This is a genomic window from Erwinia sp. STN24, from assembly GCF_041320675.1.
Lineage (GTDB): Bacteria > Pseudomonadota > Gammaproteobacteria > Enterobacterales > Enterobacteriaceae > Erwinia > Erwinia aeris.
Window position 1 is genome coordinate 41,847 of the sequence record NZ_JBGGPM010000008.1, and the last position, 15,038, is coordinate 56,884.

Sequence of the window (15,038 nt, forward strand, 5' to 3'; positions counted from 1 at the left end):
GGCGCCCGCGCGCCGGAATTCCGCCATTTTATCATAATCCCTGCCTGCTGACTTTTAGCACAACGACCGTACTGTAAAGCAGCCCGGCAGACGGAAAAATGCATGGAAAACTACTGTATATAATGCCATGATTTAGCCAGCTACGGAAGGAGAAAGCGGATGAAGAAGCCATGGAAAAAAATGCCACCGCGCGAAAAGCTGGTGGCAGGCGGGGCCGGCACGTTGACGGATACGGAACTGCTGGCGATTTTTTTACGTACCGGCGCGCGCGGTGTCCACGTAATGACGCTGGCGCAACAGCTGCTGGAGGAGTTCGGTTCGCTGCACCGGCTGATGACGGCGGACAAAGACGCGTTTTTACGGGTGAAAGGCGTAGGCGTGGCGAAGTATGCCCAGCTGAATGCCATTGCCGAACTGGGCAGGCGTTTTTTCACCTGTGCGGATTCGGTAAAACAGGCCATGCAAAGCCCGGGCGATATGGTGAATTTCCTGCACAGCAAGCTGGCGCATCGTGAACGGGAAATATTTATGGTGGTTTTTTTTGATAATCAGCATCGGGTCATTCACACCAGTGAAATGTTTGCGGGCACGATAGCCAGCGTAGAGGTGCATCCGCGTGAAATCGTGCGTGAAGCGCTGAAGCAAAACGCGGCGGCGATTATCCTGGCGCATAACCATCCCTCGGGCATTTCGGCGCCCAGCATGGCAGATCGCGATGTGACTCAACAGGTTAACGACTGCTGCAAGCTGTTTAACATCCGCGTGCTTGACCATATTGTTATCGGTCAGGGCGAATATGTTTCCTTTGCGGAAAAAGGCTGGCTGTAATGCGGAAAAAAGCGGCAAACCGTGTTTTTTCCCACGTAGCGGCGGTGCTTTTTCCGTTCAAATGCGGCAATTTTGCGCGATCCAAAGGGATCTTTATCTGTTCGGGACTTGAGCACCAGCGTTGCAGGGCGTATACTACGCCACCTTTGAGAATCTCGGGTTTGGCATTTGGGCCTGCTCAGCGGGTTCACATAGAACTCGCCTGGATGGGCTAAGAGCCTGACGAGGCGGCCAAGACCTTATTTTTAAAGCTCGAGCTTATTTGATTTTTGGAGAATTGACATGTCACGAGTCTGCCAGGTAACTGGAAAGCGTCCGGTGACGGGTAACAACCGTTCCCACGCAATGAACGCGACGAAACGCCGTTTCCTGCCGAACCTGCACTCTCACCGTTTCTGGGTTGAGAGCGAAAAGCGCTTCGTTACACTGCGCGTATCTGCCAAAGGCATGCGCGTAATTGATAAAAAGGGTATTGAGACGGTTCTGGCCGATCTGCGTACCCGCGGTGAGAAGTACTAAGGTAAGGAACTGAAACATGGCTAAAGGTATTCGTGAGAAGATCAAGCTGGTTTCTTCTGCTGGTACAGGTCACTTCTATACCACCACGAAGAACAAGCGTACTAAGCCGGAAAAACTGGAACTGAAGAAATTCGATCCTGTTGTCCGCCAGCACGTGATCTACAAAGAAGCTAAAATCAAGTAATTGACTTTAGCGACTGAAAAACCCTGCCTCGGCGGGGTTTTTTCTTTTGTGCGCCTGAAAACATTTGCACGTCTGAAAACATCTGTACGCCTGAAAACATCTGCGGGAGGTTTGTATGCCGGAATTACCAGAGGTTGAAACCAGCCGACGCGGTATCGAACCGCACCTTGTCGGCGCCACCATTCTGCACGCCGTGGTGCGCAACGGCCGGTTGCGCTGGCCGGTCTCGCATGAAATCCACAGCCTCAGCGACCAGCCGGTACTCAGCGTACAGCGCCGCGCCAAATATCTGCTGTTGGAGCTGCCTGAAGGCTGGATCATCATCCATCTTGGCATGTCCGGCAGTCTACGCGTGTTGTCAGAAGAAGCACCGCCGGCGAAGCATGACCATGTGGATTTGGTGATGAGCAACGGCAAAGTGCTGCGCTATACCGATCCTCGCCGCTTTGGCGCCTGGCTGTGGAGCAGCGATCTGGCCGCCAGTAACGTACTGGCCCATCTTGGCCCGGAGCCGCTGAGTGAAGCTTTTAACGCGGATTACCTGTTTGAGAAGTCGCGCAGCAGGCGTACGCCGGTCAAGCCCTGGCTGATGGACAACAAGCTGGTGGTGGGCGTTGGCAACATTTACGCCAGCGAATCGCTGTTTGCCGCCGGGATCCATCCCGATCGACCGGCAATGGCGTTGACCAGAGAAGAAGTGGTTCTGCTGACGGAAACGATCAAGGCCGTGCTGCTGCGATCGATTGAGCAGGGCGGCACCACGCTGCGTGATTTCCTGCAGTCGGACGGTAAACCGGGCTATTTCGCGCAGCAGCTACAGGTCTATGGCCGTGCTGGCGAACCCTGCCGCGTTTGCGCTACGCCGATCGTAGGCGCCAAACACGCGCAGCGCAGCACCTTCTATTGCCCGACCTGTCAGAAATAATCAGGCGGAGAGCTTTGCCAGCAGAGCGCTGTGCACCGACGGCGGCAGGAAAGCGCTGACGTCGCCGTGATGGCGCGCCACCTCTTTGACCAGCGTGGAAGAGATAAACGAATATTTTTCTGAAGGCATCAGAAACACGCTTTCCAGCTCCGCCAGCAGGTGCCGATTCATATGCGCCAGCTGCATTTCGTATTCAAAATCGGACACCGCCCGCAGGCCGCGCACCAGGACGTTGGCCTGCTGATCCCGCGCGAAGTTCGCCATCAGATCGCTGAATCCTACCACTTCCACATTCGGCAAGTGTGCGACCACCTGTTGCGCCAGCACCACGCGTTCATCCAGCGAGAACATCGGCTTTTTACTGGGGCTGGCGGCAATAGCCAGGACGATATGGTCAAACATTAACGCGGCGCGCGTGACGATATCCAGATGACCGTTGGTCATGGGATCGAAAGTGCCGGGATAGATCGCTTTTGTGCTCATAGGCCGCCTTTGCCGGAAGCGTGGGAAGAGTGGTTCAGCGCCCAGAGCGCCGTGTATTTATTGAAGGTGTACTGCGCGTTAACCACGGCAAGCAGCCAGCCCTGTTTGCCATCCAGAAAACCGGCGCGCAGCACCAGCGTTTTCAGGAAGGCGCCCAGCGTATGGGCGAAAATTGAAAACAGGCCGCACTTTTTCCCCTGGTGGTGACGCTGCTTCGCCCAGGCTTCGGCATAGGCGAACTGCTTCCACTGAAACGCAGAGAAATCGCGGCAGGTCAGATGCAGCAGATCGCCCTTCAGCGCCACCACCTGCGCCCCTCTGGCTTCCAGCGATTCATGCACCTGATGATCGTTATAGCCGTATTCACGTGGATAGAGACGAGTCACGCGGTCAGGATACCAGCCGCTGTGGCGCATAAAACGCCCCAGAAACAGATTGCGGCGGCCCAGGCTATAAACCGTGGCGGGCGCGGCAGGCTGTTGCAGCACGGATTCGATAGCGGCGCGCAGCTGCGGCGTCACGCGCTCGTCGCTGTCGATCATCAAAATCATCGGATGCGTGGCATAGCTTTGCGCCAGCTGGCGCTGTTTGCCGTAGCCGTGCCATTCGCGGGAGTGAAACACTTTGGCGCCGTGGCGGGCGGCGATTTGCGGCGTGCCGTCGCTGCTGCCGGAGTCCAGCAGCACAATCTCGTCGGCCCAGTTCACGGACTCCAGGCATTCCGGCAGCAGCTCGGCTGCGTCTTTAGCGATCAGCACGACCGACAGAAGCTGACGTGAAGGCATTTAGTGATTCCGCTGTGGCAGATAGGGTTCAAGTAACTGTAGCAGACGCTGTAGCGCGCCCTGATTCTGGTGCAGTACCTCTACCGCATGGCGGCCGTAGTAAAGACGATAGTCTTCGTCGGTCAGCAGCGTGCCGATCTCTTTATCCAGCGAGTCGGCATCGGTTACGGCGATCAGGCCGTCCGCCTGCTGAAGTTTTGCACAGATATCTTTGAAGTTAAACGTATGCGGCCCCATCAGCACGGGGATAGCATGTGCGGCGGCCTCGAGCGGATTATGCCCGCCGCGCTCCACCAGGCTGCCGCCGACGAAAGCCAGATCGGCGATGCCGTAGAGCAGCATCAGTTCGCCCATCGTATCGCCAATCACCACCTGGGTGCCGCTGGAAGGGATCTCGCCGCTGCTGCGTAGCGTGTAGCTGAAGCCGGCCTTTTGCGTCATGTCGCGAGCCGTGTCGAAACGTTCCGGATGGCGCGGTACCAGGATGAGCAGCAAAGAAGGAAAACGCGCCAGGAGCTTGCGGTGCGCTTCCAGAATAATGCTTTCCTCGCCTTCGTGCGTGCTGGTGGCTATCCATACCGGACGACGCGGCGCCCACTGCCGACGCAGCGTGACCGCGCGGGCGGCCAGCTCGGGCGTTACGGAAATATCGAACTTCAGGCTGCCGGTCACCGCCAGCTGGGAACGCTTCAGGCCAAGCGCCACAAAGCGTTCGCCGTCTTCCTCGTTCTGCGCCGCGATCAGCGTAATCTTTTGCAGCAGACGCTGCATAAATTTACCGAGCTTGCCGTACCCTTTCGCCGAACGCTCCGACAGGCGGGCGTTCGCGATGACCAGCGGGATTTTTCGGGCGTGAAGCTGCGCGATCATATTCGGCCACAGCTCGGTTTCCATAATGATCACCAGCCGCGGGCTGACATTATCCAGAAAACGGTTCATCGAGCCGGGCAGATCGTAAGGCAGATAGACGTGATGAACATCTTTACCGAAGGCGGAAGCCGCTCGTTCCGAACCGGTCGGCGTCATGGTCGTCACGGTAATCGGCATCGTGGGATAACGGTGGCGCAGCGCCCTGACCAGCGGCACGGCGGCCAGCGTCTCGCCGACAGAAACGGAGTGCAGGAGTATACCGTCCGGCTTGACCTTGCCTTTACAGTAGCCGTAGCGTTCGGCCCAGCGCTTCCGGTAGGCGGGCGCTTTTCTGCCGCGTAACCAGAGCCGGAGCCAAATCAGCGGCTGAATAAGATAGAGCAGGACGGAATAAATTGTTGTCATCACAGTGTTTACGAATTACGGAGTGACTCGCGTCAGAAAGTGCCGGAAAAGAGAAACATTACCGCATGTTAGCAGATAAGTCGCGCATGCTCACACCTTCTTCTCAGGCCTGTCGCAACACTTGTTGATATAGCGCATGAAGCTGCCCTGCCAGGCGCTGCGGCGAGCAGGGGAGAACGCGCTCCCGGGCCGCATCGCCCATGCGCGCATCAACGCTTCTGAGCGGGATGGCCTGCGCGGCGGCGCTCAGTGCCACAATATCCAGCGCGTCGCAAACGTAGCCCTGTTCGCCGTTAACGATAAACTCTGCGCCGCCGCAGGTGTCGCTGGTGATGACCGGCAGACCGCAGGCCATCGCTTCCAGGATCACGTTAGGGAAAGGATCGTAAAGCGTGGGCAGGATCAGCGCGTCGGCCGCATGGTAATAAGGGATCACGTTGTGCTGCACGCCGACAAAGTGGACGCGTTTTTCGCAGCCCAGCGCGCGAGCGTGGCTAAGATAGCGGGCCTGCTGTTTATCCTGACCCACCACCAGCAGGTGCGCTTCGGTAGCGGCCAGGGCGCTGATGGAGGCCCTTAATCCTTTGCGCTCGAAACCGGAACCGACGTAAATAAACACTTTGGCTTCGGCAGGCAGACGCAACGACGCGCGCGACTGCTGGCGCTCGGCCGGCGTGGCAGGCTGAAAGCGCTGAGCGTCAATCGCGTTGTAGATCACCGCGAACTTCTCTTCCGGCACCTGAAAACAGCGCATGATGTCGTTTTTTACCATCAGCGAATTACAGATGATTTTTTTCAGCGCAGGTGAGCGGAACATCTCTTCTTCCGCCGCCATCACATAGCGATGATAAGGGCTTAAATCGGCCAGCAGCTTTTGCACGGGCGAAACGATGCGCGCTCTTTGTGCCAGCCAGACGCGATGCACGCCGTCGCCGGCGCGAAAAATATCACAGCCCGCAATGCGCTCGTGGCTTTGTACGATATCAAACTTCTCTCGCTGCCAGCATTCACGCGCCGCCAGCGCAAAGCCGCGCTCGCGCGAGATGCGTCCCCATTTTTTCGGGTTACAGATATGCAGGTGCCATTCCGGTTTCGGCTCGCCCTGCCAGCTGCGGGTGATGATGTTCAGATCCAGACTGTCATCGTCCAGCGCCTCCAGCGCCCGCGAAATAAACCGCTCCGCGCCGCCGTCCGGGCGATATTTTTGCCGCACTATAGCCAGTCGTACTTTACTCATCCAGATAGTTCCTTGCGGCTTTGACCACGTCATCAAGTGGGATGGCAGAAAGATAACGGGTCTCGGTCCTGGTATTAATGCTGTCCGGCGAAGGGAGAGGCGCATAGTCGCCGGCCCAGATCACCTGATTATTGTCGCCCCAGGGACGCCACTGCTTAAGCTTGGTCGGGCCAAACAGCGCGATGCACGGCGTATCCAGCGCGGCGGCCATATGCATCGGCGCGGAATCGACGCCGATAAACAGGCGGGCATGATCGATCAGCGAAGCCAGCTGCGGCAGCGACAGCTTTCCGGCCAGCGAAATCGCTTTGCCGGGACACAGCGAGAGAATATGGTCGATCATCGCCAGCTCTTTTTTGTCCGGCGCGGCGGTCAGCACGATATCGATCTGCTCAGAGGCCAGCGCGGCGATCAGCCCGGCCACTTTGTCATCTTCCCAGCATTTAAAAATCCAGCGCGAGGTAGGCTGGATAACGATATAGGGACGCGTAACCTTGCTTTGCGCCAGCACGGTTTGCGTATGTGACCAGTCGCTTTCGCTGTAGTGCATCGCTGCCGGGAAACCGGAAAAGGGAATATTCAGCGGCTGTAGCGCGGCCAGGTTTTGCTCAACGGTATGCAGCTGGCTGTGGTTGCTGGTGGACACGAGGTGCGTATGCGCCCGTTGCCAGAAGGCGTTGCGACGCTTGTTGTAAGCGAACCCAATCCGAACCGGCGCGCCGGAAAGGGCGGTGATAATCGCGCTGCGCCACTGATCGGCCAGGTTGATGACCAGATCGTAGCCTTCCTGGCGGATCGCCTTAAGCAGCGCGGCTTCATGGCGCAAATGCGCCAGCGTTCCCTCGTTTTTCCATTTGCGATCGATAAAGCGCAGCTGACGAATATGCGGATGCGCCTGCAGCATCGGCAGCGTCTCTTTATAGAGCAGCACGTCGACGGCGGCCTGCGGATAGCGCTGGCGCAGCGCCTCAATAACCGGCGTGGTAAGCAGCATATCGCCATGGTGACGCAGCTTGATCAGCAAAATCTTTCGCGGCGCAAAGGAGGCGGGAATCGACGAAGAAATGGCCATACTCATGGGATCTCAAAATAAAGTGGACCGATTGTAAGGGAAAGCTCGTGCAGGAAAAAGGCGCCGCGCATTACGAACGACGCCAGCGGTAAATCCGGATCAGCCAGAGCAACAGCTGATACCACTGTTTAACGCCGCGCGCGTTGCGCAGCATCCTTCCCGGCGTTTTGCTGGCGAGCAGATCCGCTATCATCGCCTGCCGTGCTTCAGCATCAGGTTCACGCCGTAAAGCGTGGCAAACGGTCAGCGCCTCTTTGGTTACCTGACGATAAATTGCCGGACCAATTTTAACTTTATCGCGATAGCGCAGGTTGATCTCATCCAGCATCCGGGCGATTTTCAGATAATGCCGTTGATACTCGACGTTTGCCATACCGCTGCGTTTGCGGTTGCTGATGGACTGGTCGTGAACGTAATACCGGTACAAAACCTTATCGGTGTAGCGAACGCGGCGAGCGTTCAGCATGAGTTCGGTCGTCCACGGGATATCCTGATGGTGCAGGCCGGGTTCAAACTGTAGGTGCAGCTGGTCGATTAGCGAACGGCGATAGATACCCAGCCACACGACGTGCAGATAGCGGTTGGACGCCAGCGCCTTGTTCAGCCATTCTGCGCCGCTCAGCACCGGCGTAGCCTGTAGACGGTCGGCAGGGATAAGCGTTTTTGCCCGGCCCGATCCCCAAAAAACGCGCTCGGCGTTACACTGCGCCACATCCAGATCGTCCTGTTCCGCCATGGCGATCAGCGTGCTGTACATCTCTGGCGAAAGCGTATCGTCGGCGTCGGGGAAAGTGACATATTTGCCGCGCGCTATCGCCAGCCCGGCGTTGCGGGCGCGGGAAACGCCGCCGTTAGCCTGGTCGATCACGGTGATATGGTCATATTCGCTGGCGTAGCGGTGCGCCAGCTGCGCCGAAGCATCCGTCGAGCCGTCATTGACGATGATGATTTCCAGCGAGGCCAGCGTTTGCGCCAGCATAGAGTCGATAAAAGCCTGAAAGCTGGTTCCGGCGTTATACATCGGGACGATCGCGCTCAGCAAAGGCGCTGAGGAGGTATCTTGCGGTTTCATGCTCAGGATGACGTCTTCTTTTCTTGTAATGGCCGCTTGCGCGCGCAGATAAAATCATAAATATCGTCGAGCTTGCGATTATCCAGCTCGTAAAGCTGCTCGACGGGATGATTAAACTTATACAGGGCGTGAAAAACAAACGACGACGGCGCGATATGATTCGGCCCGATTAACAGCACGTCGCCCAGCGGACGCTGCTCTTCAACGCAGCAAGGCCCGTAGATCAGGATCACTGGCACATTTTGCGAGTCAGCGATGTAGATGTTGCCCGAGTCGGAGGCGATGTAAAAATCCATCTGGCTGATGGCGTAGGGCAGGCCTTCCAGCGAAACCTTACCGATCATGTTAACGATGTTATCGCTTTCACCCACCACTTTATTGAGCTCGTGCAGGCGAGTAAGTTCATTTGGCGCGCCAAAAACATAAAACAGGCAGGGCAGCCCGCTCAGCCTGTCGAACAGGGCTTTCCAGATCGTCGGCGGAATGGTTTTCGCCTGGTTGCCGGCCGAAATACTGATGCCGATTTTGATCTTGTCCGTTCTGAACACTTCTTCCGGCGTAGTGTCCGGCTTCAGCAGCGGCAGCGTGGCGTGCTTGGGATAGCTTTCTTTGGTCAGCGAACGATCGGCCAGCCTGAGGTAGTTTTCCAGGGTTAGCGAATACTTATCATGTTCCACGGTGCCGGTCGCGGTCAGATAAAAGATCCCCTGATACCATTTGCGGCGGTACATCGACAGAAACTGCTTGTTGCTCGCGTTACAGCAGGCGGCATAAAACAGATTGGTATTATTGGGATGCAGCAGATAGACGTTTTCATAGCGATTCATCAGCTTCAGGGCCAGCTTCAGCTTGCTGTACGTGCTGCTTTTATGCTCTTCAATATAAAAAATGTCCGCCAGCGTGCTGTCGTGCTCCGCCAGCGGTGCAACGGTACGGCTCAGCAGCGCGTCGCTCTTTTCAAGATGCGCCAGCAGGGGGGTGATATTGACAAAATCGCCGATTTTCGCCGTCTGGATCACCAGATTACGGGCCTCTTTTTTATGGCTGAGTTTCATCAACAGCTTAAAAGGCAGTAAAAGTAAAAACAGCAACACATAATTCACGCTCGGTTCTCCCTGAGCGAAAAGTGCCGGTATTCAGCTGCCACAGATGACGTTTGTAACGTTTTCACCGTGCTCTGATAGCCGTTTTCGGTTATGAGCGTATTCATACTGAAACCTTAAAAGATAAAAATGCGCGTCCGGCCAGGCCAGGGAGCGCGCCAGAATAATGTCTGACCCTCTCAGACATCTCCGATCCGCAAACGTTGCGTGGGCCTAAGAAGCGATTAGCGCAAGATACTGTTTGCAGATTGCTTCGATGCTGTAAGCCTCCAAATCAAGCTGTGAAACATCAGGCGGGTTTGACCAGACGTCCGCGATAGTGTCCGCCAGCGAATCCACATCCAGGTTCGCCAGGCCGCGAGCCAGTTCGCCGGTCATGATCGACACGGGGCCGCCGGGACAGCGCGTACTGACTACGGGCACCTGGCAAATCAGCGCTTCTACCAGCACGTTGCCGAAGCCTTCGCTGTCCGAGCTGACCACCAGCAGCTTCGCGTTGCGGATCCAGGGATAGGGGTTGCTGGTAAAACCTTTAAAAATTACCCGATCCTGAATGCCCAGCGTTAGCGCCAGTTTCTTAATTTTTCCTACTGCTTCATCCGTGCCCTGGCCGATTAAAACCAGCGGCGCGCTTATCCCCGTTTTGGCATAGGCGCGCAGCAGCCTGTCGTGGCGCTTGGTCTGGTGAAAGCGGCCGACGTGGATCAGATAGGGTTCGCCCGCCATCTCGCAGGGCTGCATAGCCGCGGTACGAACGGTATCAAAATCGAAAGGGTTGAAAATGATCCGCTCGTGCTTTGGCTGTATCGCAAAGGAGCGTTTCAAATCGCTGACCACGTACTGAGAGACGCCGATGATATTCCGGTTTTGATATACGCGGCGCGTTTTCAGTTTCTTCTGCCACAGGGAAAAGCCCTGCCGGTGGGCCAGATAAGAGGCGGAAAAGACGCCGTGCAGGCAAAACCAGGTCTTGTCCTTGTCGAGATGGCGACAGCGGCTGACGATACGGTCGGTTTTGTGCAGGTGCGATACCACCAGGTCGAAACGGCCCTGCTCTTTTTCGGCCTGCATTATCGCCCGATCCAGGCAGGCTGCGCGCCGGCTCAGCTCCGTAAGTTTCCGCCAGGGCATATGGCAGGTATCCTGAATGACCTGATAATCCAGCCCGGCAGGAATGGCGTAATCGCAGACGGCACGCAGCGAAAACAGCGAAACCCGATGACCGCGCTCTATCAGCCCTTTGGAAAGCGTCAGCACAACTTTCTCCGCGCCCCCGCCGGGCAGACCATCAATGATCATTAATACGCGCTTGGACAATTTTGTACCCTTAGCAGAGAAAATCATGCGGTGCCGACCGATTCCAGGCCACTAACCGCATGAAAAAAAGCATTTTTTTATCTAGTCGGGCAAGTCCCTTGCCGTAGCCCGGTAAAGCTGTCCTGCCGATCCTGTCAGGCTGAGCCAGTTTTATCTGTTTATCTTAGAAAAATAAAAAAGATAGCGCCATAGCCAATCGCTTTCGCGCCGTTGCGCTGCAATTACTGTTGCGTCCCGTCATGCCGCTGTTACCATACCGGCAGAGTTAACACGAGGTTAACGCGGAGCGCCGCATCGACATGAAAAAACCTGCTTTCTTAATCACCATCGATACGGAAGGTGATAATCTCTGGCGTAATCGCTCTGGTCAGGTGACCACCGAAAATGCCGCTTGGCTTGCCCGCTTTCAGCAGCTTTGCGAGAAATATACCTTTAAACCGACCTGGTTGACGAACTATGAAATGGCCGTCGATCCGGTTTATATCGATTTTGCCCGCGATGTTATCGCTCGCGGCCAGGGCGAAGTAGGCATGCATCTGCACGCCTGGAACAGCCCGCCAGCCTATGAATTAACCGACAACGACTGGCAGCATCAGCCCTATCTGATTGAATACCCTCGTGAAGAGATACGCAAAAAAGTCGCTTTTATGACTGAGCTGCTGGAAGAGACGTTTAACGTCAAAATGCTCAGCCACCGTGCGGGACGCTGGGCGTTCAACGAGTATTACGCTCAGCTGCTGGTCGAACACGGCTACCGGGTTGACTGCTCGGTGACGCCGGGCGTTAACTGGCGGTTTTCCCCGGGCGCGCCGCAGGGCAACGGCGGCACGGACTATACGCACTTTCCCCGCTCGGCTTACCATCCCGATAGCGCAGATATTTCTCGTCCCGGCAATTCACCGCTGCTGGAAGTGCCGATGACCATCCGTTATAAGCACTCCGGGCTGATGAATGCGGTTAAACAGGGCTACGATCGCCTGCGCGGCAAGCGCCGCAGCCCTTCCGTTTACTGGCTGCGCCCGACTGGCGGCAACGCGCAGCAGATGATCGACCTGGCGGAAAAAACGCTGGCGGAAGGCGCTGACTACGTAGAGTTTATGCTGCACTCCAGCGAGTTTATGCCCGATGGCAGCCCGACCTTTAAAACGGCGGCCGATATTGACCGGCTCTATGACGATCTGGCGCAGCTGTTCAGCTGGCTGCAAAGCCGCACTCATGGCATGACGCTGGCGGAGTATGCCGCCGCGAAAGCCGGCACCTGAACAGAAACGGGGCCGTTAAAGGCCCCGTTTTCTCACCGTCAGCATTTTCCTTTTATAACTCGTCCTGATTTTGCCGTTCAGCAAAAAACGCCCCAGGCCGACCTGCGCGATCCGCGCTCTCACTTTGTCGCCCTGCGAGGTTCCTCGCAGATCGGCATGGTAGCGATTGGCGATATCCAGCCAGTGGCAGGTGATCAAATGCTCATAGCGCGGCGGTAAAACCTCGTCCATATGCGCCGTTGCGGCGATCAGGCAGGCAATTTTGTCGGCATCAATAGCGGACGACAGGCTCTGCTCATGCTTGCGGTAGAGATAAAAACCGGCGGAGGTAAACAGCGTTTTTTTGCTCTGCATCAGCAGCTGCGGAAACAGCCAGCTATCTTCGTAGCAGATAAAGTCCGGAAAGGCGTGCTGCTGAATAAGCTCGCGGGAGAAAAACTGGCCGATAAAATGCGCCTGATAATCACGATGGATCAGGAAGCGCTCTACGGCATCATGCGTGGTCAGCTCCTCAGGCTCGGCAGGCTGCCACTGCACCGTGGGCGAGGCGTGCCGCACTTCGATAATTTTACTGAGCAGAATATCCGGCGAGGTCTGGCGCAGCGTCGTCAGCCGGTGCGCCAGCGCGTCGGGCAGCAGCATATCGTCGCCGTCCACCATTAAGACATAATCGCCGCGCGCCAGGCCTACCGCGTGGTTACGCACTTTGCCAACGTTGCGATAGTCGGTATGGCTGCTGCGAAGCTGCGGCAGCCGCGCCGCGTAGCGCTCAATAATGCTCTGCGTCGCATCCGTGGAAGCGTCGTTAACCACGACTATCTCTGCGCGATCGATTGCCGCGCCCAGCGAAGCGACGACGCTTTCCAGCGTATCGGCCAGCGTCTCGCCGCAGTTATGGGCGGCAATCAGTACGCTCAGCGCAGGGCTGTTCATGACTTTTCTTCCGGCGAGGAACCCAGCAGCGGCATCAGCTGCGCCATCACGTTTTCGGCAGAAATATCCGCCATGCGATTGCCCTGTGCGGGTTTCAGTACAAACTGGTTTTTGCCATAGCCGCCGATCAGGCCGGGATCGGTGGGGCCGTACAGCGTGATATTAGGGCGATCCAGCGCCGCCGTTAAATGGCTAAGCCCCGTATCTACCGACACTACCGCGGCGGCGCCCGCTAACGTGCGCGCCACCTGCTCCAGCGTAAGTTTGGGCAGCACTTCCACATAGTCGAAGCCAGCCGCCAGCCGCTGCGCGCGCTGGTGCTCATGTTCCGCGCCCCACGGCAATTTGATCCGCAGGCCGCTGCCGTTCAGCAGCGTAATCAGCTCACGCCACTGCGCTTCCGGCCAGTGCTTTTCATCGCGCGTGGTGGCGTGCAGGAAGACCAGATAGCGGCCGTCATCCGGCGAAGGCTCACGCATAAAATGTTGCGCGATAGCGTAATCGCCAGGCGTCTCCGGCAGCGGATAATTCAGGCTTTTGGCAAACAGCTCGCGCGTGCGCTGCACGGCATGCTGCTGCTTATTGATTTCATGGCGTTGGTCATACCACCAGCTGGCGAAAGGTTCGCGCGCGCTGCGGCTGTCCTGACCATGCTTGACGCCTTTAGCGATGCGCGTCACCAGCGCGGCGCTTTTGATCAGGCCCTGCGCGTCAATCACCATGTCATACTGGCGCGACTGTACTTCGCGCTTGAACAGAAAGCGTTCTTCGCGCACTTCGCTGCCGAACCAGTGCTTGCGCCAGCGGCGGATTGCCACGGGGATAACCCGATCAACCGCCGGATGCCAGGAGGGGATTTGTGCGAAACCTTCTTCTACAACCCAGTCGAAACGGATGCCGGGGATAGCCCGCATGGCGTCGGTGAGGGCGGGCAGCGTGTGCAGGACATCGCCCATTGAGGAGGTTTTTACAATCAGGACGTGCATACAGCCTCCAGAGGCTGACCCAGCAGCGCCGACAGCTCTTCCGCCACGCGCTGCGGCTTAATATCTATCAGGCTCTGGTGATAGCCTTCTTCCGCATCGCCTTTACGGACCTTGTGATAGCCGGTGATCAGCCGGATAACGCGCGCTTTATGCGACAGCGGCGGCGTAAAGTCCGGGCTGCTTGGGCCGTAAAGCGCAACGAGCGGGCGGTCCAGCGCGGCGGCGATATGCATCAGGCCGGAGTCGTTGCTGACCACGGCCTGGCAGTGCGCCAGCAGAATGACCGCCTGCTCCAGTTTGGTTTCGCCAGCCAGATTATGGCAGTGCTGGCGCGAGCTTTCTTCCAGGCTTTGCAGGATTTGCTCGCCGGTCTCTTTATCTTTAGCCGAGCCAAACAGCGCGATCTGATAGCCGCTGTCGATCAGCTGCTGCGCCAGCGCGGCATAGTGATAGTGCGGCCAGCGCTTGGCCGGCCCGAATTCCGCGCCGGGACAGAAGCCGATAAGCGGCCGTTCCGCGCTCAGCCTGAAGGCGGCGGCGGTTTCCTGCTTTTCCTGCTCGTTGACGAGCAGCTTCGGCCAGAGCAGCGGCTGCGGCAGATCGCTGGCGCTCGCGATCTGCGCTTTGTCGTAAGCCAGCGCGACGTAGCGCTCAACCATCAACGGAAACGCGGCTTTATCCAGCACGCGGATATCGTTCAGCAGGCCGTAGCGCATCTCGCCGCGCCAGCCTGTACGGGTCTGGATATCGGCAAAGAAAGGCACCAGCGCGGATTTAAAGGAGTTGGGCAGGACGTAAGCGCGATCGTAACCCTTATCGCGCAGCGAGCGGCCCAGACGGCGGCGCTCGCCCAGCGCCAACGCGCCGTGGCCCAGCGGCATCGCCAGCGCCTCGTTGACTTCCGGCATCCGCGACAGCAGCGGACGGCACCACGCGGGGGCCATCACGTCAATTGTGGCTTCAGGCCAGCGCTGTTTCAGCGTGCGATAAAGGCTTTGCGACATCATCATATCGCCGACCCAGGATGGCCCGATCACCAAAATTTTCATTGCCGGAT

General features: G+C 57.4%; 16 protein-coding genes. 5 read left to right on the forward strand and 11 right to left on the reverse strand.

All coding sequences use genetic code 11. From position 1 onward, the window contains the following. Nucleotides 1-159: 159 nt before the first annotated feature. The 4 genes from radC (at nt 160) to mutM (ending at nt 2,456) form a co-directional block, all read left to right on the forward strand. The gene (gene radC, locus ACA373_RS20015) at nt 160-828 is read left to right on the forward strand and encodes a DNA repair protein RadC (RefSeq protein WP_253456999.1); all 669 of its coding nucleotides are present in this window, start codon (nt 160-162) and stop codon (nt 826-828) included. 282 nt (nt 829-1,110) lie between these two features. Next, nucleotides 1,111-1,347: a 50S ribosomal protein L28 gene (gene rpmB / locus ACA373_RS20020; RefSeq protein ID WP_004154798.1), complete on the forward strand. Its 237-nt coding sequence runs from the start codon at nt 1,111-1,113 to the stop codon at nt 1,345-1,347. 16 nt (nt 1,348-1,363) lie between these two features. After that, nucleotides 1,364-1,531 carry a 50S ribosomal protein L33 gene (rpmG, locus tag ACA373_RS20025; RefSeq protein ID WP_001051798.1) on the forward strand — a complete coding sequence of 56 codons (168 nt, stop codon included), beginning with the start codon at nt 1,364-1,366 and terminating at the stop codon, nt 1,529-1,531. 115 nt (nt 1,532-1,646) lie between these two features. Further along, on the forward strand, nt 1,647-2,456 hold the full coding sequence (gene mutM / locus ACA373_RS20030; protein WP_253457002.1) for a bifunctional DNA-formamidopyrimidine glycosylase/DNA-(apurinic or apyrimidinic site) lyase: 810 nt from the start codon (nt 1,647-1,649) through the stop codon (nt 2,454-2,456). Here the strand turns inward: mutM and coaD are convergent, their stop codons facing one another. The 8 genes from coaD to ACA373_RS20070 all read right to left on the reverse strand — a co-directional run bounded on the left by coaD (nt 2,457) and on the right by ACA373_RS20070 (nt 10,782). Next, nucleotides 2,457-2,939 carry a pantetheine-phosphate adenylyltransferase gene (coaD, locus tag ACA373_RS20035; RefSeq protein ID WP_301730982.1) on the reverse strand — a complete coding sequence of 161 codons (483 nt, stop codon included), beginning with the start codon at nt 2,937-2,939 and terminating at the stop codon, nt 2,457-2,459. Next, a complete protein-coding gene (locus ACA373_RS20040; RefSeq protein ID WP_253457005.1) occupies nt 2,936-3,724 on the reverse strand; it encodes a glycosyltransferase family 2 protein in 789 nt (262 codons plus the stop codon). The genes coaD and ACA373_RS20040 overlap by 4 nt, the downstream gene beginning before the upstream one ends. Then, the gene (gene waaA, locus ACA373_RS20045) at nt 3,725-4,999 is read right to left on the reverse strand and encodes a lipid IV(A) 3-deoxy-D-manno-octulosonic acid transferase (protein ID WP_253457007.1); all 1,275 of its coding nucleotides are present in this window, start codon (nt 4,997-4,999) and stop codon (nt 3,725-3,727) included. Nucleotides 5,000-5,102: 103 nt separating this feature from the next. Next, a complete protein-coding gene (locus tag ACA373_RS20050) occupies nt 5,103-6,236 on the reverse strand; it encodes a glycosyltransferase family 4 protein (RefSeq protein ID WP_253457010.1) in 1,134 nt (377 codons plus the stop codon). Then, a complete protein-coding gene (gene rfaQ, locus ACA373_RS20055; protein WP_301731003.1) occupies nt 6,229-7,302 on the reverse strand; it encodes a putative lipopolysaccharide heptosyltransferase III in 1,074 nt (357 codons plus the stop codon). Before rfaQ ends, ACA373_RS20050 begins: the two co-directional genes overlap by 8 nt. A 76-nt stretch (nt 7,303-7,378) precedes the next feature. After that, nucleotides 7,379-8,380 (reverse strand): glycosyltransferase, encoded by a 1,002-nt coding sequence (locus ACA373_RS20060; protein ID WP_301730978.1) that lies wholly within the window; start codon nt 8,378-8,380, stop codon nt 7,379-7,381. A 2-nt stretch (nt 8,381-8,382) separates the two neighbouring features. After that, nucleotides 8,383-9,483, reverse strand: coding sequence for a glycosyltransferase family 9 protein (locus ACA373_RS20065; protein ID WP_301252463.1), 1,101 nt, complete (start codon nt 9,481-9,483; stop codon nt 8,383-8,385). A gap of 213 nt (nt 9,484-9,696) precedes the next feature. Continuing rightward, nucleotides 9,697-10,782 carry a glycosyltransferase gene (locus ACA373_RS20070; RefSeq protein ID WP_253461183.1) on the reverse strand — a complete coding sequence of 362 codons (1,086 nt, stop codon included), beginning with the start codon at nt 10,780-10,782 and terminating at the stop codon, nt 9,697-9,699. A gap of 317 nt (nt 10,783-11,099) precedes the next feature. Between ACA373_RS20070 and ACA373_RS20075 the strand changes: the two genes are divergently transcribed. Then, nucleotides 11,100-12,062 carry a deacetylase gene (locus ACA373_RS20075; protein WP_125290610.1) on the forward strand — a complete coding sequence of 321 codons (963 nt, stop codon included), beginning with the start codon at nt 11,100-11,102 and terminating at the stop codon, nt 12,060-12,062. A gap of 15 nt (nt 12,063-12,077) precedes the next feature. On the opposite strand, the gene ACA373_RS20080 is transcribed toward ACA373_RS20075, so the two are convergent. The 3 genes from ACA373_RS20080 to rfaF are packed head-to-tail and all read right to left on the reverse strand — an operon-like array spanning nt 12,078 to nt 15,030. Beyond that, nucleotides 12,078-12,995: a glycosyltransferase family 2 protein gene (locus ACA373_RS20080; RefSeq protein WP_370734991.1), complete on the reverse strand. Its 918-nt coding sequence runs from the start codon at nt 12,993-12,995 to the stop codon at nt 12,078-12,080. Further along, nucleotides 12,992-13,981 carry a lipopolysaccharide heptosyltransferase RfaC gene (gene rfaC / locus ACA373_RS20085; protein ID WP_253457018.1) on the reverse strand — a complete coding sequence of 330 codons (990 nt, stop codon included), beginning with the start codon at nt 13,979-13,981 and terminating at the stop codon, nt 12,992-12,994. The genes ACA373_RS20080 and rfaC overlap by 4 nt, the downstream gene beginning before the upstream one ends. Next, nucleotides 13,969-15,030, reverse strand: coding sequence for an ADP-heptose--LPS heptosyltransferase RfaF (gene rfaF / locus ACA373_RS20090; protein WP_253457021.1), 1,062 nt, complete (start codon nt 15,028-15,030; stop codon nt 13,969-13,971). Before rfaF ends, rfaC begins: the two co-directional genes overlap by 13 nt. Between the last annotated feature and the right edge of the window lie 8 nt (nt 15,031-15,038).

What these genes read in the sequence shown, in the direction of transcription:
- radC (WP_253456999.1), top strand. Translation starts at nt 160, where the DNA reads ATGAAGAAGCCATGGAAAAAAATGCCACCGCGCGAAAAGCTGGTGGCA.
- rpmB (WP_004154798.1), top strand. Translation starts at nt 1,111, where the DNA reads ATGTCACGAGTCTGCCAGGTAACTGGAAAGCGTCCGGTGACGGGTAAC.
- rpmG (WP_001051798.1), top strand. Translation starts at nt 1,364, where the DNA reads ATGGCTAAAGGTATTCGTGAGAAGATCAAGCTGGTTTCTTCTGCTGGT.
- mutM (WP_253457002.1), top strand. Translation starts at nt 1,647, where the DNA reads ATGCCGGAATTACCAGAGGTTGAAACCAGCCGACGCGGTATCGAACCG.
- coaD (WP_301730982.1), bottom strand. Translation starts at nt 2,939, where the DNA reads ATGAGCACAAAAGCGATCTATCCCGGCACTTTCGATCCCATGACCAAC.
- ACA373_RS20040 (WP_253457005.1), bottom strand. Translation starts at nt 3,724, where the DNA reads ATGCCTTCACGTCAGCTTCTGTCGGTCGTGCTGATCGCTAAAGACGCA.
- waaA (WP_253457007.1), bottom strand. Translation starts at nt 4,999, where the DNA reads ATGACAACAATTTATTCCGTCCTGCTCTATCTTATTCAGCCGCTGATT.
- ACA373_RS20050 (WP_253457010.1), bottom strand. Translation starts at nt 6,236, where the DNA reads ATGAGTAAAGTACGACTGGCTATAGTGCGGCAAAAATATCGCCCGGAC.
- ACA373_RS20060 (WP_301730978.1), bottom strand. Translation starts at nt 8,380, where the DNA reads ATGAAACCGCAAGATACCTCCTCAGCGCCTTTGCTGAGCGCGATCGTC.
- ACA373_RS20070 (WP_253461183.1), bottom strand. Translation starts at nt 10,782, where the DNA reads ATGATCATTGATGGTCTGCCCGGCGGGGGCGCGGAGAAAGTTGTGCTG.
- ACA373_RS20075 (WP_125290610.1), top strand. Translation starts at nt 11,100, where the DNA reads ATGAAAAAACCTGCTTTCTTAATCACCATCGATACGGAAGGTGATAAT.
- ACA373_RS20080 (WP_370734991.1), bottom strand. Translation starts at nt 12,995, where the DNA reads ATGAACAGCCCTGCGCTGAGCGTACTGATTGCCGCCCATAACTGCGGC.
- rfaC (WP_253457018.1), bottom strand. Translation starts at nt 13,981, where the DNA reads ATGCACGTCCTGATTGTAAAAACCTCCTCAATGGGCGATGTCCTGCAC.
- rfaF (WP_253457021.1), bottom strand. Translation starts at nt 15,030, where the DNA reads ATGAAAATTTTGGTGATCGGGCCATCCTGGGTCGGCGATATGATGATG.